Below are 19,270 nucleotides of genomic sequence, written 5' to 3' on the forward strand. Positions count from 1 at the left end.
GCTCGTGCTCCGTTACTTCTTGCGCCGCCGCACGATCATGCGGTCGGTTCGTTTGTTATTTCGCGTCTTGAAGCCCTTGGTCGGGCGGCCCCACGGGGTCACCGGATGGCGTCCGAAGTTGCGGCCTTCGCCACCGCCATGCGGATGGTCGACCGGGTTCATCACCGTACCGCGTACGGTCGGTCGCTTGCCCTGCCAGCGACGCGCGCCGGCCTTGCCGTATTTGCGCAGGGAGTGCTCCGAGTAACCGACCTCGCCCACCACCGCCCGGCATTCCGACGGAACGCGGCGCATCTCGCCCGAGGCCAGACGAATCGTGGCCTGCTGCCCTTCGCGCGCCACCACCTGGGCACCGACACCGGCGGAACGCACCAGCTGCGCGCCCTTCCCGGGCTTAAGCTCGATCCCGTGAACGGTCGTGCCGACCGGAATCGAACGCAGTGACATGGCGTTCCCCGGGCGGATGGGCGCCTGCGATCCACTCGAAACGGTGTCGCCCACCTTCAGCCCGCGCGGTGCGAGGATATAACGGCGCTCCCCGTCGCGATACAGCAACAGCGCGAGGTGCGCACTGCGGTTCGGATCATATTCCAGACGCTCCACGCGGGCCGGAATGTTGTCCTTGGTCCGTTTGAAGTCGACCTTGCGGTAGCGCTGCTTGTGACCACCACCGATATGCCGGGTAGTGATCCGGCCGGTGTTGTTACGGCCGCCGGTACGCTGTTTCTTCTCCACCAGCCCGGGCCAGGGCTCGCCACGATGCAGACCGTCACCGCGGATCTGGACCGTATGCCGACGACCGGCGGACGTGGGGTTGGTCTTGATGATAGCCATGATCAGAGCTGCTCCCCTTCACCCATGTCGATGCTTTCGCCGGGCGCCAGCGAGACATAGGCCTTCTTCCAGTGGTTGCGCCGCCCGAACTGACGCCCGAACCGTTTGTTCTTGCCCTGCTGGCGCAGCGTGCGCACGGCCTCGACGCGGACCTCGAACAGCTGCTCGATCGCCGCCTTGACCTCGGCCTTGCTTGCATCGGGCAGGACCTTGAACACGTACTGCCCAACCTCGCCAGCCATGGTCGACTTTTCCGAGACCACGGGGCCCTGGATTACCTGCATCAGACGGCCATTCATGCCAACCACTCCTCGATCCGGCGTACGGCGGCCTCGGTCATCACCACCGACTCGGCGCCGACCAGGTCGGCAGGACCGGCGGCCGCCAGCGTGGTGAGCTGTACCCGCGGAATATTCCGCACTGCGCGCTCCGTCATTTCGTCCCGTTCGTCCAGCACGACCAGCCCTCCGTCGACGCCCAGCTTACCCAGCGCCGCGACCCCGTCGCGCGTACGGCCAGACTCGACGGCAAACCCGCTGACGATCTTCAGGCGTTCCTGACGCACCAGTTCCGAAAGGATCGACGCGTAGGCCGCGCGGTACATCTTGCGGTTCAGCTTCTGCGAAAAATCCCGGGTCCGCGCAGCGAACACCTTGCCGCCGCCAATCCACAACGGGCTGCGGATCGTCCCGGCGCGCGCACGGCCGGTCCCCTTCTGGCGGAACGGCTTGATACCGCCCCCCGAAACCTGGGAACGCGTCTTCTGCGCACGGGTACCTCGGCGTGCGCCCGCCAGTTGAGCCACAACCGCCTGATGCACAAGCGAGTCGTTGAACTCGCGCTCGAAACAGGCGGACGACAGGTCCACGCTGGCGCCGGTATCGGCTGTTGTCATCTGCATCGTTATCAACCCTTCGCCTTGACGGCCGGCCGGATCATCACGTCCGCGCTGGACGGGCCCGGAATGGCGCCCTTCACCAGCAGCAGGCCGCGATCGGTATCGACCCGAACCACGCTCAGATTCTGGATGGTCTTGCGCTCCGAACCCATCTGGCCGGCCATCTTCTTGCCCTTGAACACCCGGCCCGGGCTCTGGTTCTGACCGATGGATCCCGGGGCGCGATGGGCCAGCGAGTTGCCGTGGGTGGCGTCCTGGGTGCGGAAGTTGTGACGTTTCACCGCACCCTGAAACCCCTTGCCCTTGCTGCGCGCGGTCACATCGACACGCTGCCCCTCTTCGAAGCAGTCCACGGTGATCGGATCACCCGCATTCATGCCTTCAGCCTCGTCGGCCTCGACGCGGAATTCCCACAGACCGCGGCCCGGCTCGACCTCGGCACTGGCGTAATGCCCGCCCACCGCACGGTTCACCCGTTGCGGCTTGCGCGAGCCGGCAGTCACCTGCACGGCATCGTAGCCATCACGGTCGGCACGCTTCACCTGGACCACGCGATTGCTGTCCACCTCGAGCACCGTGACCGGCACCGACGCGCCCTCTTCGGTGAACACGCGCGTCATTCCAAGCTTGCGACCAATGAGTCCAAGAGCCATTTTCCAACCTCTTCGTAATCGCCGGCGCGGCCCTGCGCCCCAAAGTCGTGGCCCGGCGCCGAACGCCGGGCCACGGAAAGCCCAATATTATGACAGAAAGTTTCCGCTTAGTTAAGTCGGATCTGCACATTCACGCCGGCGGCCAGGTCCAGCTTCATCAGGGCATCCACGGTCTTGTCCGTCGGATCCATGATGTCCATCAGCCGTTTGTGGGTGCGGAGCTCGTACTGGTCCCGCGCGTCCTTGTTGACGTGCGGGGAGGTCAGCACGGTATACGACTCCCGCTTGGTCGGCAGAGGGATGGGGCCCTTGACCCGCGCCCCGGTCCGCTTGGCGGTCTCCACAATCTCGGCGGCCGACCGATCGATCAACCGATGGTCGAACGCCTTGAGACGGATACGAATACGCTGATTAGCCATGGATCTTTACTCGATAATCTTGGAGACGACGCCGGCACCGACGGTGCGGCCCCCTTCGCGAATCGCGAAGCGCAGGCCGTCTTCCATCGCAATCGGGCTGATCAGCGACACGGTCATCTTCACGTTGTCGCCCGGCATCACCATCTCGGTGCCCTCGGGCAGCTCCACCGATCCCGTCACGTCGGTCGTGCGGAAGTAGAACTGCGGACGATATCCGTTGAAGAACGGCGTGTGACGACCGCCCTCTTCCTTGTTCAGGATGTACACCTCGGCCTCGAACTGCGTATGCGGCGTGATCGAACCCGGCTTGCACAGCACCTGACCGCGCTGGACGTCGTCACGCTTGGTGCCGCGCAGCAGCACACCAACGTTGTCGCCCGCCTCGCCCTGGTCCAGCAGCTTGCGGAACATCTCCACGCCGGTGACCGTGGTCTTCTGGGTGTCGTGCAGACCCACGATCTCGACTTCTTCGCCGACCTTGACCACACCGCGCTCGACACGACCGGTCACCACGGTGCCGCGACCGGAAATCGAGAACACGTCTTCCACCGGCATCAGGAACGCACCGTCGACCGCGCGCTCCGGCTCGGGGATGAAGTTGTCCATCTCCTCGACCAGCTTGTGGATCGCCTGGGCACCCATCTCGCCCTCGTCGCCTTCCAGCGCCTTCAGCGCCGAACCGGTCACCACCGGGGTGTCGTCACCCGGGAAGTCGTAGCTCGACAGCAGATCGCGGACTTCCATCTCCACCAGCTCCAGGAGCTCCGGATCGTCCACCATGTCCGCCTTGTTCAGGAACACCACAATGTGCGGCACGCCCACCTGGCGCGACAGCAGAATGTGCTCGCGCGTCTGCGGCATCGGACCATCGGCCGCCGACACCACCAGAATCGCGCCGTCCATCTGCGCCGCACCCGTGATCATGTTCTTCACATAGTCCGCGTGCCCGGGGCAGTCCACGTGCGCATAGTGACGCGTATCCGACTCGTACTCCACGTGCGCCGTCGCAATCGTGATCCCGCGCTGCTTCTCTTCCGGCGCGTTGTCGATCTGGTCAAAAGCACGGGCATCGCTCCCGAACTTCTTCGCCTGAACCACCGTCAACGCCGCCGTCAGCGTCGTCTTCCCGTGGTCCACATGACCAATCGTCCCCACATTCACATGCGGCTTCTTGCGTTCGAACTTTTCCTTGGACACAGCTAAGACCTCTTAAATCGTTCTCTACGGAATGGCGGAATCAGGACGCCTTGCGGGCGACGGCTTCGGCGATCTGCGCCGGCGCTTCCGCGTATTTCTCGAATTCCATGGAATACGTGGCGCGGCCCTGGGTAAGCGAACGCAGTTGCGTGGAATACCCGAACATCTCGGACAGCGGGACCTCGGCGTGCAGCAGCTTCTGCCCGGCCACGTCCTCCATGCCCCGCACCAGACCGCGGCGTCCGTTGAGGTCGCCCATCACGTCGCCCATGTACTCTTCGGGGGTCTCGACCTCGACCTTCATCATCGGCTCGAGCAGCACGGCGCCGGCGCGCAGCGCCCCTTCCTTGAATGCCATGGAGGCCGCGACCTTGAAGGCGTTCTCGTTCGAGTCGACGTCATGGTAGGACCCGTCAAACAGCGCCACCTTCACATCTTCGATCGGGAACCCGGCGAGTACGCCGTTCTTCATCTGTTCCTCGATGCCCTTCTGCACGGCCGGGATGTAATCCTTCGGCACCACCCCACCGACGATCTCGTTCTTGAACTCGAACCCTTCGCCGGGTTCCTGCGGTTCGATGCGCAGCCACACGTGACCATACTGACCTCGGCCGCCGGACTGCTTGACGAACTTGCCTTCCTGCTCGATCGGCTTGGTGATCGTCTCGCGATAGGCCACCTGGGGCTGACCGACGTTGGCCTCCACCTTGAATTCGCGCTTCAGACGATCGACCAGGACCTCCAGGTGCAGCTCGCCCATTCCGGAGATGATCGTCTGCCCGGACTCTTCGTCGGTGCGGACCTGGAACGACGGGTCTTCCTGCGCCAGCTTGTTCAGCGCCATGCCCATCTTTTCCTGGTCGGTCTTGGTCTTCGGCTCGACCGCGATCGAGATGACCGGATCCGGGAACTCCATGCGCTCGAGCTCGACCGGATCATCCGGCGCACACAGCGTGGTCCCCGTATACAGATCCTTGAGGCCGACCACGGCACCGATGTCGCCGGCCCGCAGCTCCGGAATCTCTTCCCGCGAGTTCGAGTGCATCTGCAGGATGCGCCCAATGCGCTCGCGACGATTGTTCTGAGTGTTGAGCACCGTATCGCCGGCCTTCACCACCCCCGAATACACCCGGACGAAGGTGAGGCTGCCCACGTAGGGATCGCTCATCAGCTTGAACGCGAGCCCGGCGAACGGCTCTTCGTCGGTCGCCTTCTTTTCGATCGGCTCCTCGGTGCCCGCCTTCACGCCCTTGATCGCCTTCACCTCTTCGGGCGACGGCAGATATTCGACCACGGCGTCCAGCATCGCCTGGACACCCTTGTTCTTGAATGCGGAGCCGCACATCATCGGCACGATCTCGAGATCGAGCGTGCGCTTGCGCAGCGCTGCCTTTATGTCCTCCTCGCTCAGCTCGCCTTCGCCGAGGTACTTCTCCATCAGATCCTCGGATGCCTCGGCGGCGGATTCCACCAGGTTTTCCCGCCACTGCTCGGCTTCATCCTTCAGCTCGGCCGGGATCTCGCCGTATTCGAAGCTGATGCCGTAGTTGTCGTCATCCCAGTGGATCGCCTGCATCTTGACCAGGTCGATCACGCCCTTGAAGGAGTCTTCGGCACCGATCGGGAGCTGGATCGGGACCGGGTTCGCCTTCAGGCGCTCGCGCATCTGGTTGTAGACCCGCTCGAAATCGGCGCCGGCGCGGTCCATCTTGTTGACGAACGCAACGCGCGGTACTTCGTACTTGGTTGCCTGGCGCCACACCGTTTCGGACTGCGGCTGCACCCCGCCGACCGCGCAATAGACCATGCAGGCACCGTCCAGCACACGCATGGAACGCTCGACTTCGATGGTGAAGTCCACATGCCCAGGGGTATCGATGATATTGATCCGGTGCTCGGGAAACTGCTTCGCCATCCCCTGCCAGAAGCAAGTGGTGGCCGCGGATGTGATCGTGATCCCGCGCTCCTGCTCCTGGTCCATCCAGTCCATCACGGCGGCGCCTTCGTGCACCTCGCCGATCTTGTGGGACAGACCGGTGTAGAACAGGATGCGCTCGGTCGTCGTGGTCTTGCCGGCGTCGATGTGCGCGCTGATGCCGATATTGCGATAGCGCTTGATGGGGGTCTTGCGTGCCACTGAGGTGCCTCTTCGTTCTTACCAGCGGAAGTGCGCAAACGCCTTGTTCGCGTCTGCCATCCGGTGAGTGTCTTCGCGCTTCTTGACGGCCGATCCCTTGCTGTCGGCGGCGTCCATCAGCTCGCCGGCCAGCTTCAGCGCCATGGTACGTTCGCCCCGCTTGCGCGCGGCCTCGACCACCCAGCGCATCGCCAGCGCGTCCTGACGCACCGCGCGAACTTCGACCGGCACCTGATAGGTGGCGCCACCGACCCGGCGACCCTTGACCTCGACGCGGGGCCGCACGTTGTCCAGGGCGCGCTCCAGCGCACCGAGGCCGTCACCCTGCTTCGACTCGATCTGGTCGAGGGCGCCGTAGACGACCCGCTCGGCGACGGACTTCTTGCCATCACGCATCACGGTATTGATGAACTTCGCCAGACGTTCGCTCCCGAACTTCGGGTCGGGGAGGATGTGACGCTTCGGTGCGGCTGCTCTTCTCGACATCGTTTCAGTTCCCGGACTTGAACACGGTTAGGATTTCTTCGGACGCTTGGTGCCGTACTTGGAGCGCCCCTTCGCGCGCTTCTGCACGCCCTGGGTGTCCAGGCTTCCGCGGACCGTGTGATAACGCACGCCCGGCAGATCCTTCACACGACCACCCCGGATCAGAACCACCGAGTGCTCCTGCAGGTTATGCCCCTCGCCTCCGATGTAGGAGCTGACCTCGTAACCGTTGGTCAGCCGGACGCGCGCGACCTTGCGCAGCGCCGAGTTCGGCTTCTTGGGCGTGGTGGTGTAGACACGGGTGCATACACCGCGCTTCTGCGGCGAACCCTGAAGCGCCGGCACGTCGCTCTTCTCGACCGGACGCTTGCGAGGCTTGCGTACCAACTGGTTGATCGTGGCCATGAAACCCTTTCTCCTAGCCTAAAAATAACGACAGGCCGGTGCCGAGACCGGCCTGTCGAGGGAGCGGAAGTTTAATGCGCGCCCTCTTGACTGTCAACTCGATTCCGCATCACTCCGCGGAATCGCCCGATGCACCCGCTTCCGGCCCGCCTTCGGCACCCGATTCGTCGGGCGCCGGACCGGCAGTCTCCGTTTCGGCGGCGGTTTCGCTCACCGTCTCGAACTCCGGCATCTCCAGCGCCCGCTTGCGGCGGCGTTCCTTGTGATAGGCCAGCCCGGTCCCCGCAGGGATCAGGCGTCCGACGATCACATTCTCCTTCAGACCGCGCAGGTCGTCGCGCGCACCCCGGGTGGAGGCCTCGGTGAGAACCCGGGTGGTCTCCTGGAAGGACGCCGCAGAGATGAACGACTCCGTCACCAGCGAGGCCTTGGTGATGCCCAGAAGCACGCGCTCGTAGGTCGCCGGCTGCTGATCCGCAGACAGCTTCTCGTTCTCCTCCAGCACCCGGGTGCGGTCCACCTGGTCGCCGGAGAGGAAACGGGTGTCGCCCGGATCGACGATGTTCACCTTGCGCAGCATCTGGCGGACGACCACTTCGATGTGCTTGTCGTTGATCTTCACGCCCTGCAGCCGGTAGACGTCCTGGATCTCCTGGACCTGGTATTCGGCCAGGGCCGTGACGCCCCGCAGGCGCAGGATGTCGTGCGGATCCAGCTCGCCGTCTACGATCACCTCGCCCTGTTCCACGCGCTCGCCCTCGAACACGTTCACGGTGCGCTGCTTGGCGATCAGCATCTCGTGCGGATCGCCGCGGTCCGGGGTGATGACCAGGCGCTGCTTGCCCTTGGTCTCCTTGCCAAACGACACCGTGCCGGAGAGTTCGGCGAGGATCGCCGGCTCCTTCGGCTTGCGCGCCTCGAACAGGTCCGCGACGCGCGGCAGGCCGCCGGTGATGTCACGGGTCTTGGAGGATTCCTGCGGCAGGCGAGCGATGACGTCGCCAACCTCGACCCGGGCGTTGTCCTCCAGGTTGAAGATCGCGTTGGCCGGCAGCATGTACTGTGCCGGCATGTCGGTGCCCGGGATGTAGACCTCGTTGCCCTCGTCATCCAGCAGCTTGACCGTCGGACGCAGATCCTTGCCGGCCGACGACCGGCTCTTGGGATCCAGCACCACGTTGGAGGACAGACCGGTGAATTCGTCGGTCTCCTTGGTCACGGTCACGTTCTCGACGAAATCGACGAGCTTCACCGTGCCGGCCACTTCCGTGACGATCGGATGGGTATGCGGATCCCAGGTCGCGATCTCCTGCCCGGCGTCCACGCTGTCCCCTTCGTGCACCATGATGGTGGCGCCATAAGGGACCTTGTAGCGTTCCCGCTCACGACCGGACTCGTCGATCACGCCCAGCTCGCCGGAACGCGAAACCGCGACCAGGTTGCCGGACTTGTGCTCGACCGTCTTGATGTTGTGCAGCCGGATGTGGCCGGCGTTCTTCACCTGAATCGCACTGACCGTCACCGCTCGGGACGCCGCACCACCGATGTGGAACGTCCGCATCGTCAGCTGGGTTCCAGGCTCGCCGATCGACTGCGCGGCGATGACGCCGACCGCTTCTCCGGAGTTGACCTCGTGCCCGCGGGCCAGGTCGCGGCCGTAGCACTTCGCGCAGATACCCTGACGGGTCTCGCAGGTAATGGCCGAGCGTACCAGGACCTCGTCGACACTGGCGGCATCCAGTTCATCCACCAGGGCCTCGTCCAGCAGGGTGTTGCGCGGCACCAGGACTTCGTCCGTTCCCGGGCGCAGGATATCTACCGCCGTGGTACGGCCTAGCACGCGATCGCGCAGCGGCTCGACCACGTCGCCGCCTTCGATGATCGGCTTCATCAGCAGACCCTGCTCTGTGCCGCAGTCCGGTTCGGTCACGACCACGTCCTGGGACACGTCCACCAGACGCCGCGTCAGATAACCCGAGTTCGCGGTCTTCAGCGCGGTATCGGCCAGCCCCTTGCGCGCGCCGTGGGTCGAGATGAAGTACTGGAGAACGTTCAGACCCTCGCGAAAGTTCGCGGTGATCGGCGTTTCGATGATGGAGCCGTCCGGCTTGGCCATCAACCCGCGCATCCCGGCGAGCTGACGGATCTGCGCGGCCGAACCTCGCGCGCCGGAGTCGGCCATCATGAAGATCGAGTTGAACGCCCGCTGCTCCACCACTTCGCCATCGCGGCTGGTCACCTCTTCCTTGCCGAGGTGCTCCATCATCGACTTGGCGACCTGATCGTTGCAGTGCGCCCAGATGTCCACGACCTTGTTGTAGCGCTCGCCCTTCGTCACCAGGCCGGAGGCGTACTGTTCCTCGATCTCCTTCACCTGCTCCTCGGCGTTCTCGAGGATGGGCTGCTTCTCCGCCGGGATCACCATGTCGTCGGCGCAGAAGGACACGCCGGCCCGGGTCGAATAATAGAAGCCGGCATACATCAGCTGGTCAGCGAACACCACGGTGTCCTTCAGCCCCAGACGCCGGTAGCAGGCATTGATCAGGTGCGAGATGCTCTTCTTGTCGAGCTCCTTGTCGATCAGTTCGAACGGGAGCCCGCGCGGCATGGCTCGCGAAAGGATCGCGCGCCCCACGGTGGTCTCCAGACGGACGCGCGGCCGATCGCCTTCCGCGTCGGCGTGCTCGGCGGACGGATCTTCGATGCGCACCTGTACGCGGGCGTGCAGGTCCACCTTGCCGCTCTCGTAGGCCCGGTGCACCTCGTCCACGTCGGCGAAAACCATGCCCTCGCCCTTCGCATTGACCTTTTCGCGCGAGAGGTAGTAAAGCCCCAGCACGATATCCTGCGACGGCACGATGATCGGCTCGCCGTTCGCCGGCGACAGCACGTTGTTGGAGGACAGCATCAGCGTGCGCGCCTCCAGCTGGGCCTCCAGCGACAGCGGCACGTGCACGGCCATCTGGTCGCCGTCGAAGTCGGCGTTGAACGCGGCACAGACCAGCGGGTGCAGCTGAATCGCCTTGCCCTCGATCAGCACCGGTTCGAAGGCCTGAATGCCCAGACGGTGCAGGGTCGGCGCGCGGTTCAGCATCACCGGGTGCTCGCGGATCACCTCTTCGAGGATGTCCCAGACCTCGGGACCTTCCTTCTCCACCGCCTTCTTGGCGGCCTTGATGGTGGTGGCCAGGCCTCGACGCTGCAGCTTGCCGAAGATGAACGGCTTGAACAGTTCCAGCGCCATGCGCTTGGGCAGGCCGCACTGGTGCAGCCGCAGGGTCGGGCCGACCACGATCACGGAACGACCGGAGTAGTCGACACGCTTGCCCAGCAGGTTCTGGCGGAAGCGGCCCTGCTTGCCCTTGATCATGTCGGCCAGAGACTTCAACGGACGCTTGTTGGTGCCGGTGATCGCACGCCCGCGACGGCCGTTGTCCAGCAGCGCATCCACCGATTCCTGCAGCATGCGCTTTTCGTTACGCACGATGATGTCCGGAGCGTTCAGCTCCAGCAGGCGGCGCAGACGATTGTTGCGGTTGATCACCCGACGGTACAGGTCGTTCAGGTCGGAGGTCGCAAAGCGGCCCCCATCCAGCGGAACCAGCGGACGCAGGTCCGGCGGCAGCACCGGCAGCACGTCCATGATCATCCACTCCGGCTTGTTGCCGGACTCCAGGAACGACTCGATCAGCTTGAGGCGCTTGCCGAGGCGCTTGATCTTGGTTTCGGAACCCGTCTCCGACAGTTCCTGGCGCATGCGCGCGGCCTCGGACTGCAGATCCAGCTCCTTCAGAAGGCTCAGGACCGCTTCCGCGCCCATCATCGCGGTGAAGTCGTCACCATGCTCCTCCATCGCCTCGAGGTATTCCTCGTCGGTCAGGAGCTGACGCTTCTCCAGTGTGGTGAAGCCCGGGTCGGTCACGATGAAGGACTCGAAGTACAGCACCTTCTCGATGTCCTTCAGGGTCATGTCCAGCAGCAGGCCGATGCGCGACGGCAGGCTCTTCAGATACCAGATATGGGCCACCGGCGAGGCCAGGTCGATATGCCCCATGCGCTCGCGGCGCACCTTGGTCTGGGTCACCTCGACGCCGCACTTCTCGCACACCACGCCGCGGTGCTTCAGGCGCTTGTACTTCCCGCAAAGGCACTCGTAGTCCTTCACCGGACCGAAGATCTTGGCGCAGAACAGGCCGTCGCGTTCCGGCTTGAAGGTCCGGTAGTTGATGGTCTCCGGTTTCTTCACTTCGCCGAACGACCAGGAGCGGACCTGATCCGAGGACGCCAGGCCGATACGGATGGCGTCAAATTCTTCCGGCTGGGTCTGCTGCTTGAACAGATTCAGGAGGTCTTTCATTCACTTGCCTCACAGCTAGTTTTCGAGGGGCGCCACGCGCCCCGTCGGATCATCACGTCGCGAGCGGACCGTTTCAGTCCTGCTCGAGCTCGATGTTGATGCCGAGCGCCTTGATTTCCTTCATCAGCACGTTGAAGGATTCGGGCACGTTGGCCTCCATCTGGTGCTCGCCGTCGACGATGTTCTTGTACATCTTGTTGCGGCCCTGCACGTCGTCCGCCTTCACCGTCAGCATCTCCTGCAGGGTGTAGGCCGCGCCGTAGGCCTCCAGCGCCCAGACCTCCATCTCGCCGAAGCGCTGGCCGCCGAACTGGGCCTTGCCGCCCAGCGGCTGCTGGGTCACCAGGGAGTACGGGCCGGTAGAGCGCGCGTGCATCTTGTCGTCGACCAGGTGGTTGAGCTTGAGCATGTGCATGTAGCCCACCGTCACCGGCCGGTCGAACGCCTCCCCGGTGCGGCCGTCATAGAGCGTCGCCTGCCCGGTCTCCGGCAGGTCCGCAAGACGGAGCATCTCCTTGATCTCCTCTTCCGCTGCGCCGTCGAACACCGGCGTCGCCATCGGGACACCGCCGCGCAGGTTGCGGCAAAGGGTGATGATCTCGGCGTCGCTCAGTTCGTCGAGGTTGACCTTGCGCTCACGATGGTTGTAGATCCGGTCCAGGAATTCGCGCAGTTTCGCGATCTCGGTCTGGGCCTCCAGCATGCGGTTGATCTTGTCGCCCAGCCCCCGGGCCGCCCAGCCCAGATGCACCTCCAGGACCTGGCCGACGTTCATGCGCGAGGGCACGCCCAACGGGTTGAGCACCACGTCGACCGGAGTTCCATCGTCGAGGAAGGGCATGTCTTCCTCCGGCACGATCATCGAGATCACGCCCTTGTTCCCGTGACGACCGGCCATCTTGTCGCCCGGCTGCAGGCGCCGCTTCACCGCGACGTACACCTTGACCATCTTCTGCACGCCCGGGGGCAGATCGTCGCCGGCCGCCAGTTTGGAGCGCTGGTGTTCGAGCTTTTCGTCAAACGCCGCGTGCTGGTCCTTGAGCTGGCGCCCGAGGTCCTCCAGCCGTGCGTTCACGTCGTCGTCCTGCAGACGGATCTCGAACCATTGATCCCGCGAAAGACCCTGCAGGTATTTTTTTGTGACCTTGGAGCCGTCCCCGAGGCCATCGGGTCCGCCGGCGGCGACCGTGTTGACCAGCAGCTTTTCCACGCGGGCGTAGATGTCGTCCTCGTAGATCCGCAGCTGATCCTTCAGGTCCTTCTTCACCGCATCGAGGTCGTCCTTCTCGATAGACTTGGCGCGTGCGTCCTTCTCCACGCCGTCCCGGGTGAAGACTCGCACGTCGATCACGGTCCCCTCGATGCCGGACGGCACCCGCAGCGAGGTGTCCTTCACGTCCGAGGCCTTCTCGCCAAAGATCGCACGCAGGAGCTTCTCTTCCGGCGTCAGCTGCGTCTCGCCCTTGGGCGTGACCTTGCCAACCAGGATATCCCCCGGCTTCACCTCGGCCCCGACGTACACCACGCCGGACTCGTCCAGCTTGGACAGCAGCGACTCGGAGACGTTGGGGATGTCGGCGGTGACCTCTTCCTGACCCAGCTTGGTGTCGCGGGCGGTGCAATTGAGTTCTTCGATGTGGATCGTGGTGTAACGATCCTCGTGCACCGCACGCTCCGAGATCAGGATGGAATCCTCGAAGTTGTAGCCGTTCCAGGGCATGAACGCGACCATCATGTTCTGCCCCAGGGCGAGATCGCCCATGTCGGTCGACGAGCCGTCGGCCAGCACGTCCCCGCGGGCAATGTCGTCGCCCACCGCCACCAGCGGCCGCTGGTTGATCGCGGTGTTCTGGTTCGAGCGCGAGTACTTGGTCAGGTTGTAGATGTCCACGCCCGGTTCGCCGGCCTGGGTCTCGTCGTCGTTGACGCGCACGACCACGCGGCCGGCGTCGACCGAGTCCACCGTGCCGCCGCGGCGGGCCACGATCGCGGAACCCGAGTCGATGGCGACCGTGCGCTCGATGCCGGTACCCACCAGCGGCTTGTCCGCCCGCAGGCAGGGGACCGCCTGACGCTGCATGTTGGCGCCCATCAGCGCGCGGTTGGCGTCGTCATGCTCGAGGAACGGCAGCAGCGCGGCCGCCACGGACACGATCTGCTTGGGCGAGATATCCATGTACTGGATCTTGTCCGGGGAGGAGATGGTGAACTCCTCCTGGTACCGGCAGGACACCAGGTCATCGGTCAGCCGCCCGTCCTCGTCCATCGCCGCGTTCGCCTGGGCAATGACGTACTGGCTTTCCTCGATGGCGGACAGATAGGCGATCTCGTCGGTCACCCGGCCGTCTTCGACCTTGCGGTACGGGGTCTCGAGGAACCCGTAACGGTTGGTACGGGCGTACACCGCCAGCGAGTTGATCAGGCCGATGTTCGGCCCTTCCGGCGTCTCGATCGGGCACACCCGGCCATAGTGGGTCGGGTGCACGTCGCGCACCTCGAACCCGGCCCGCTCGCGGGTCAGGCCGCCCGGACCCAGCGCGGAGATCCGGCGCTTGTGGGTCACCTCCGACAGCGGATTGTTCTGGTCCATGAACTGCGACAGCTGGCTGGAACCGAAGAACTCCTTGATCGCGGCCGCCACCGGCTTGGCGTTGATCAGCTCCTGCGGCATCAGGCCCTCGCTCTCGGCGACCGTCAGCCGCTCCTTCACGGCGCGCTCCACGCGCACCAGGCCCAGGCGGAACTGGTTCTCCGCCATCTCGCCCACCGAGCGGATACGGCGGTTGCCCAGATGGTCGATGTCGTCCGTGCGGCCCTTGCCGTTTCGCAGGTCGATCAGGACCTTCAGCACGTCGAGGATGTCATCGGTGGACAGCACCCCCTCGCCTTCGTCGGTATCGCGCCCGACCCGACGATTGAACTTCATGCGGCCCACGGCCGACAGGTCGTAACGATCCTCGGAGAAGAACAGATTGGCGAACAGGTTCTCCGCGGCGTCCTTGGTCGGTGGCTCGCCCGGACGCATCACGCGATAGATCTCGACCTGCGCCTCCAGCTGCGTCTTGGTGGGATCCAGACGCAGCGTATCGGACATGTACGGCCCGTGGTCGTACTCGTTGGTGTAGATGGTGTCGAACTGATGGATGCCTTCCGCCCGCAACCGGTCCAGCAGGTCCTGGGTGAGGGCGTCGTTGGCGTTGCCGATCACTTCCCCGGTGGTCGGATCCATGATCGTGCGTGCCAGCACGCGCCCCACCAGATATTCATCCGGGACCCGCAGGGTACGGATGCCGGCCTTTTCGATCTCGCGGATATGGCGCGGCGTGATCCGCCGGCCAGCTTCCACGATCACCTTGTCGCCGTCGGTGATATCGACCACCGCGGTCTCCCCGCGCAGACGCTCGGGGATCAGGTCCAGCTCACCGCCGCTTTCGTCGAGGGTGACCTGGTTGAAATCAAAGAACGTGTCCAGGACCTGCTCGGTGTCCATCCCCAGTGCACGCAGAAGGATGGATGCCGGCAGCTTCCGGCGACGGTCGATGCGCACGTACACCCCGTCCTTCGCATCGAACTCGAAGTCCAGCCACGAGCCGCGATAGGGGATAATGCGCGCGTTGTACAGCAGCTTCTGCGCACTGCCCTGGGTCTTGCCCTTGTCGGAATCGAAGAACACGCCCGGCGAGCGATGCAGCTGGGACACAATCACCCGTTCCGTGCCATTGATCACGAAGGTCCCGTTTTCGGTCATCAGGGGCAGTTCGCCCATGTAGACCTCCTGCTCCTTCACCTCCTTGACCACGGTGGAGCCCGCGGGTGCGTCCTTGTCGTGGATCACCAGACGCAGCAGCACGCGCAGCGGCGCGGCGTAGGTCACGCCACGGATCTGGCATTCCTTCACGTCGAACCCCGGCTCCCCGAGGCGATAGCTCACGTACTCGAGCTGCACATGGCCGGAATAGCTGACAATGGGAAATACCGACTGAAACGCCGCATGCAGGCCGAGACCCTCACGGCTGTCCGCGTCGCGGTCTTCCTGCAGGAAGTTGCGGTAGGAGGTCAGCTGGGTCTCCAGCAGGTAGGGAACGTCCAGGATCTGGGGACGCTTCCCGAAATCCTTGCGGATGCGTTTCTTTTCGGTATAACTGAGGGCCATGGAATACCTCGGGGGCTAGCAGAACAACGCGCAATATATCCGCGCCACCACGGGCGGAAGCTGACGGCCTCGCGACCGCCAGCTCCGCATGTCCGTGGAGGACACGTCTGACAACGGGCGAAACGCCCCTTGTTACTTCAGTTCGACGGACGCGCCGGCTTCTTCCAGCTCCGCCTTCATCTTCTCGGCTTCGTCCTTGGCGGCGCCTTCCTTCACGGTGGCGGGCACGCCTTCGACCATCTCCTTGGCTTCCTTCAGGCCTAGGCCCGTCAGGCCGCGCACGACCTTGATCACGCCGACCTTGTTGTCGCCGAACGAGGACATCACGACATCGAACTCGTCCTTCTCGGCTTCACCACCACCTTCGCCACCACCGGCAGCGGCCGGGGCCGCGGCCACGGCAGCCGCCGCGGTCACGCCGAACTTCTCTTCCATCTCGCTGATGAGGTCCACGATCTCGAGGACCGTCATGTTGCCGATGGCTTCCAGGATATCTTCTTTCGAAACGGCCATTGTTTGGTTCTCCCTGCGGAACATCCCGCATTCAGAAATGTGCTTGCGAATAGGTTCGTGGAACCGGGATCAGGCTGCCTGCTTCTGATCGCGGATCGCTGCAACGGTGCGCACCAGTTTGCCGGGGACCTCGTTGACGGTCCGGGCAAACTTGTCGAGCGGTGCGCGCATCGTGGCCATCAGCTGGCTCAGGGCCTCCTCGCGGGTCGGCAGGCTGGCGAGGCGTTCGAGATCGTTCGCTCCCATCAGCTCGCCGCCGAAGGACACCATCCGCACCTTCAGCTGATCGTTGGTCTTGGCGAAATCACGCACCAGGCGCGCGGCGGAGGAAGGCTCCTCCTGACTGAAGGCCAGGATCAACGGCCCATGCAGTTCGGGCTGCATGCACTCGAAATCCGTACCTGCCAGCGCACGCTTGGCGAGATTGTTCTTCACCACGCGCAGATAAACGTCCTGCTCCCGAGCCTGCTTGCGCAGCTCGGTCATCTGCGCGACCGAGAGACCTCGATATTCCGCACCCACGGCGGAGTGCGCCGAGGCAGCAATCGCAGCCAGTTCCGTGACAATCTGCTTCTTGTCATCGAGATTCAAAGCCACGTTGACTCTCCTCTGTTGAGACCGTCCGAAAACGGTCGTGAACCGGTCCGCGGACCGGTACTCAGGTGCTCCCGTCGCAGGCCATTCCTGAATCGGGTTACACCATCTGCGCAGGCTGGGGTATTAAGGGACACACGGTGCCCCGCCTGCGGTCTTGGATGGCGTGCCGCTCACGCGACAGCCGACCAATCGATGGATCGCGCCCGTGGGCGCAATCAGAGATTAAGGGTAGCGTTGTCCACCTGCAGGCCGGGGCCCATGGTGGTGGAGACCGTCACCCGACGAACATACTGCCCCTTGGACGTGGCGGGCTTCATCTTCACCAGGTCCTGCAGCAGCGTGTTCAGGTTGTCCTTCAGCGCGTCCGGCTCGAAGTCGGCCGCGCCGATGGTGCAGTGGACAATGCCGCCCTTGTCGGTGCGATAGCGAACCTGACCGCCCTTGGCGTTGGCGACAGCCGTGGCCACATCCGGCGTTACCGTACCGACTTTGGGGTTCGGCATGAGACCGCGCGGACCGAGGATCTGGCCCAGCTGGCCGACCACGCGCATCGCGTCCGGGGAGGCGATCACAACGTCGAAGTCCAGCTGCCCGGCCTTCACCTGTTCGGCGAGATCATCCATACCCACGACGTCCGCCCCAGCTTCCTTCGCGGCATCCGCGTTGGCGCCCTGGGTGAATACGGCGACGCGCACGGTCTTGCCGTTGCCATGCGGCAGCACGGTGGAGCCACGAACGACCTGATCCGACTTGCGCGGGTCCACGCCGAGATTCACCGCGACATCCACCGACTCGCGGAACTTCGCGCTGGCCAGGTCGCGCAGGAGGGAAAAGGCCTCGTCCGCCGGATAGGCACGACCCGGTTCGATCTTCTCGCGGATCGCCTGCATGCGTTTACCAAGCTTCGCCATCTCAGAGCCCCTCCACATCAATGCCCATGCTGCGGGCGCTTCCGGCAATCGTCCGCACGGCGGCATCCATATCCGCCGCGGTGAGGTCGGGTTCCTTGGTGCGCGCGATCTCTTCGAGCTGTTCGCGGGTGACCTTGCCGACCTTGCGCGTATTCGGCTCTCCGGATCCGGACTGGATGCCCGCGGCCTTCTTGAGCAGGATCTGCGCCGGCGGGGTCTTGGTGACGAAGGTGAACGACCGGTCGGAGTAGACCGTGATCACCACCGGAATCGGCAGACCCGGCTCCATGTCCTGGGTCTCGGCGTTGAACGCCTTGCAGAATTCCATGATGTTGACGCCGCGCTGGCCCAGCGCCGGGCCCACGGGCGGACTCGGATTGGCCTTGCCGGCCCCCACCTGAAGCTTGATATAGGCTTCAATCTTCTTTGCCATGATAACTCCCTCGGGTGCGAACGCCTCGCGGCTCCCCGATCAAGATGTTGGACGCAGAATGCGTCAGGTCTTCTCCACCTGATGGAACTCCAGCTCTACCGGGGTCGAACGCCCGAAGATCTGGACCGCCACCAGGAGGCGGCTCTTGTCGTAGTTGACCTCTTCGACAACGCCGTTGAAATCGTTGAACGGACCGTCGATCACGCGGACCATCTCCCCGACCTCGAAAAGGACCTTGGGCCGCGGCTTCTCCGCCCCTTCCTGCATGCGGTTGAGGATCGCCTCGGCTTCCTTGTCGCTGATGGGTGCCGGGCGATCGGCGGTTCCGCCGATGAAACCCAGCACACGCGGGACGGCCTTGACCAGGTGCCAGGCCTCGTCGCTGAAATCCATCTGGACCAGCACGTAACCGGGGAAAAACTTCCGCTCGCTCTTGCGCTTCTGGCCATCCTTCATCTCCACGACCTCTTCGGTCGGGACGAGGATGTCGCCGAAATGATCCTGCATGCCGAAGCGCTCGATACGCTCCTCCAGCGAACGCTTGACCTGGGTCTCGAACCCGGAGAATGCCTGTACTACATACCAGCGTAATGCCATGGGGTAGATTCCTGATGCCTATCCGATGAAACGACTGACGGACCACCCCAGGAACATGTCCAGGAGCCAGAGGAAGATCCCCACCACAATGACAACCGCGATCACCACGAGGGTGGTCTGGGTCGTCTCCACGCGGGTGGGCCACACCATCTTGCGCACTTCCGTGCGGGCATTCCCCATGAATGCGCTCAGCTGACGGCCCTTGTACGTGGTGAGGCCAATCCCGGCCGCAACCCCGACGACGGCGAGCAGACCCACGACGCGAACGAGGGTCGATTCGTCCTGAAACCAGTAAAAGCCCATGACGCCGGCAATCAGCAGGGCCACAACGACGGCGAGCTTGAAGGTATCCAGCGCGCCGCTGCCTTCCGATTGTTCACTCATGAGATCGTCTCACCCGGTGCTTGCCGCCATCGCAAAAGATGGCAGGCCAGGAGGGACTCGAACCCCCAACCTGCGGTTTTGGAGACCGCTGCTCTGCCAATTGAGCTACTGGCCTGTAATCGTGAAAGACAGACACGCCCGCGGAGGGCACGATGGCGCAGCCGCGGGCTAGATGCCTGGTAAAAAATGGGTCAGCCGGTCACTCGATAATCTTGGAGACGACGCCGGCACCGACGGTGCGGCCCCCTTCGCGAATCGCGAAGCGCAGGCCGTCTTCCATCGCAATCGGGCTGATC

At 64.1% G+C, this 19,270-nt stretch carries 17 protein-coding genes, 1 tRNA gene and 1 pseudogene; all 19 read right to left on the reverse strand.

Features of this window, described 5'->3' with window-relative positions; translation table 11 throughout:
* Positions 1-12: 12 nt before the first annotated feature.
* Positions 13-834 (reverse strand): 50S ribosomal protein L2, encoded by an 822-nt coding sequence (gene rplB, locus D571_RS0103025; protein WP_018935203.1) that lies wholly within the window; start codon positions 832-834, stop codon positions 13-15.
* A gap of 2 nt (positions 835-836) precedes the next feature.
* Positions 837-1,133: a 50S ribosomal protein L23 gene (gene rplW / locus D571_RS0103030; protein WP_018935204.1), complete on the reverse strand. Its 297-nt coding sequence runs from the start codon at positions 1,131-1,133 to the stop codon at positions 837-839.
* Positions 1,130-1,735: a 50S ribosomal protein L4 gene (gene rplD, locus D571_RS0103035; protein ID WP_018935205.1), complete on the reverse strand. Its 606-nt coding sequence runs from the start codon at positions 1,733-1,735 to the stop codon at positions 1,130-1,132. Before rplD ends, rplW begins: the two co-directional genes overlap by 4 nt.
* A gap of 5 nt (positions 1,736-1,740) precedes the next feature.
* Positions 1,741-2,385, reverse strand: a complete 645-nt coding sequence (rplC, locus tag D571_RS0103040; protein ID WP_026287538.1) for a 50S ribosomal protein L3 — start codon at positions 2,383-2,385, stop codon at positions 1,741-1,743.
* 107 nt (positions 2,386-2,492) lie between these two features.
* Entirely contained in the window at positions 2,493-2,804 is a 312-nt protein-coding gene (rpsJ, locus tag D571_RS0103045; RefSeq protein WP_018870684.1) for a 30S ribosomal protein S10, read from the reverse strand.
* A gap of 6 nt (positions 2,805-2,810) precedes the next feature.
* Positions 2,811-4,001, reverse strand: a complete 1,191-nt coding sequence (tuf, locus tag D571_RS0103050; RefSeq protein WP_018935207.1) for an elongation factor Tu — start codon at positions 3,999-4,001, stop codon at positions 2,811-2,813.
* 40 nt (positions 4,002-4,041) lie between these two features.
* Positions 4,042-6,138 carry an elongation factor G gene (gene fusA, locus D571_RS0103055; protein WP_018935208.1) on the reverse strand — a complete coding sequence of 699 codons (2,097 nt, stop codon included), beginning with the start codon at positions 6,136-6,138 and terminating at the stop codon, positions 4,042-4,044.
* Positions 6,139-6,156: 18 nt separating this feature from the next.
* Positions 6,157-6,624 (reverse strand): 30S ribosomal protein S7, encoded by a 468-nt coding sequence (gene rpsG / locus D571_RS0103060; RefSeq protein ID WP_018935209.1) that lies wholly within the window; start codon positions 6,622-6,624, stop codon positions 6,157-6,159.
* Between the two features lie 27 nt (positions 6,625-6,651).
* Positions 6,652-7,029 (reverse strand): 30S ribosomal protein S12, encoded by a 378-nt coding sequence (rpsL, locus tag D571_RS0103065; RefSeq protein ID WP_018871349.1) that lies wholly within the window; start codon positions 7,027-7,029, stop codon positions 6,652-6,654.
* 109 nt (positions 7,030-7,138) lie between these two features.
* On the reverse strand, positions 7,139-11,386 hold the full coding sequence (gene rpoC, locus D571_RS0103070) for a DNA-directed RNA polymerase subunit beta' (RefSeq protein WP_018935210.1): 4,248 nt from the start codon (positions 11,384-11,386) through the stop codon (positions 7,139-7,141).
* A gap of 73 nt (positions 11,387-11,459) precedes the next feature.
* The gene (gene rpoB, locus D571_RS0103075) at positions 11,460-15,539 is read right to left on the reverse strand and encodes a DNA-directed RNA polymerase subunit beta (RefSeq protein WP_018935211.1); all 4,080 of its coding nucleotides are present in this window, start codon (positions 15,537-15,539) and stop codon (positions 11,460-11,462) included.
* Positions 15,540-15,671: 132 nt separating this feature from the next.
* Complete coding sequence (rplL, locus tag D571_RS0103080) at positions 15,672-16,052, reverse strand: 50S ribosomal protein L7/L12 (protein WP_018935212.1); 381 nt, start codon at positions 16,050-16,052, stop codon at positions 15,672-15,674.
* A gap of 69 nt (positions 16,053-16,121) precedes the next feature.
* Complete coding sequence (rplJ, locus tag D571_RS0103085; RefSeq protein WP_018935213.1) at positions 16,122-16,643, reverse strand: 50S ribosomal protein L10; 522 nt, start codon at positions 16,641-16,643, stop codon at positions 16,122-16,124.
* Positions 16,644-16,864: 221 nt separating this feature from the next.
* Complete coding sequence (gene rplA, locus D571_RS0103090) at positions 16,865-17,560, reverse strand: 50S ribosomal protein L1 (protein ID WP_026287539.1); 696 nt, start codon at positions 17,558-17,560, stop codon at positions 16,865-16,867.
* Between the two features lies 1 nt (position 17,561).
* Positions 17,562-17,993 carry a 50S ribosomal protein L11 gene (rplK, locus tag D571_RS0103095; RefSeq protein ID WP_018935215.1) on the reverse strand — a complete coding sequence of 144 codons (432 nt, stop codon included), beginning with the start codon at positions 17,991-17,993 and terminating at the stop codon, positions 17,562-17,564.
* Positions 17,994-18,056: 63 nt separating this feature from the next.
* Positions 18,057-18,590: a transcription termination/antitermination protein NusG gene (nusG, locus tag D571_RS0103100; RefSeq protein ID WP_018935216.1), complete on the reverse strand. Its 534-nt coding sequence runs from the start codon at positions 18,588-18,590 to the stop codon at positions 18,057-18,059.
* Between the two features lie 18 nt (positions 18,591-18,608).
* Complete coding sequence (secE, locus tag D571_RS0103105; RefSeq protein ID WP_018935217.1) at positions 18,609-18,974, reverse strand: preprotein translocase subunit SecE; 366 nt, start codon at positions 18,972-18,974, stop codon at positions 18,609-18,611.
* Positions 18,975-19,013: 39 nt separating this feature from the next.
* Positions 19,014-19,089, reverse strand: a tRNA-Trp gene (locus D571_RS0103110).
* Between the two features lie 84 nt (positions 19,090-19,173).
* Positions 19,174-19,270, reverse strand: a pseudogene (locus tag D571_RS14005) (elongation factor Tu); the annotation flags it as partial.

It is taken from the genome of Thioalkalivibrio sp. ALJ24 (assembly GCF_000377785.1).
Classification (GTDB): domain Bacteria; phylum Pseudomonadota; class Gammaproteobacteria; order Ectothiorhodospirales; family Ectothiorhodospiraceae; genus Thioalkalivibrio.

Coding starts and splice junctions, on each gene's coding strand:
- rplB (WP_018935203.1), bottom strand. CDS start 834: ATGGCTATCATCAAGACCAACCCCACGTCCGCCGGTCGTCGGCATACG.
- rplW (WP_018935204.1), bottom strand. CDS start 1,133: ATGAATGGCCGTCTGATGCAGGTAATCCAGGGCCCCGTGGTCTCGGAA.
- rplD (WP_018935205.1), bottom strand. CDS start 1,735: ATGCAGATGACAACAGCCGATACCGGCGCCAGCGTGGACCTGTCGTCC.
- rplC (WP_026287538.1), bottom strand. CDS start 2,385: ATGGCTCTTGGACTCATTGGTCGCAAGCTTGGAATGACGCGCGTGTTC.
- rpsJ (WP_018870684.1), bottom strand. CDS start 2,804: ATGGCTAATCAGCGTATTCGTATCCGTCTCAAGGCGTTCGACCATCGG.
- rpsG (WP_018935209.1), bottom strand. CDS start 6,624: ATGTCGAGAAGAGCAGCCGCACCGAAGCGTCACATCCTCCCCGACCCG.
- rpsL (WP_018871349.1), bottom strand. CDS start 7,029: ATGGCCACGATCAACCAGTTGGTACGCAAGCCTCGCAAGCGTCCGGTC.
- rpoC (WP_018935210.1), bottom strand. CDS start 11,386: ATGAAAGACCTCCTGAATCTGTTCAAGCAGCAGACCCAGCCGGAAGAA.
- rpoB (WP_018935211.1), bottom strand. CDS start 15,539: ATGGCCCTCAGTTATACCGAAAAGAAACGCATCCGCAAGGATTTCGGG.
- rplL (WP_018935212.1), bottom strand. CDS start 16,052: ATGGCCGTTTCGAAAGAAGATATCCTGGAAGCCATCGGCAACATGACG.
- rplA (WP_026287539.1), bottom strand. CDS start 17,560: ATGGCGAAGCTTGGTAAACGCATGCAGGCGATCCGCGAGAAGATCGAA.
- rplK (WP_018935215.1), bottom strand. CDS start 17,993: ATGGCAAAGAAGATTGAAGCCTATATCAAGCTTCAGGTGGGGGCCGGC.
- nusG (WP_018935216.1), bottom strand. CDS start 18,590: ATGGCATTACGCTGGTATGTAGTACAGGCATTCTCCGGGTTCGAGACC.
- secE (WP_018935217.1), bottom strand. CDS start 18,974: ATGAGTGAACAATCGGAAGGCAGCGGCGCGCTGGATACCTTCAAGCTC.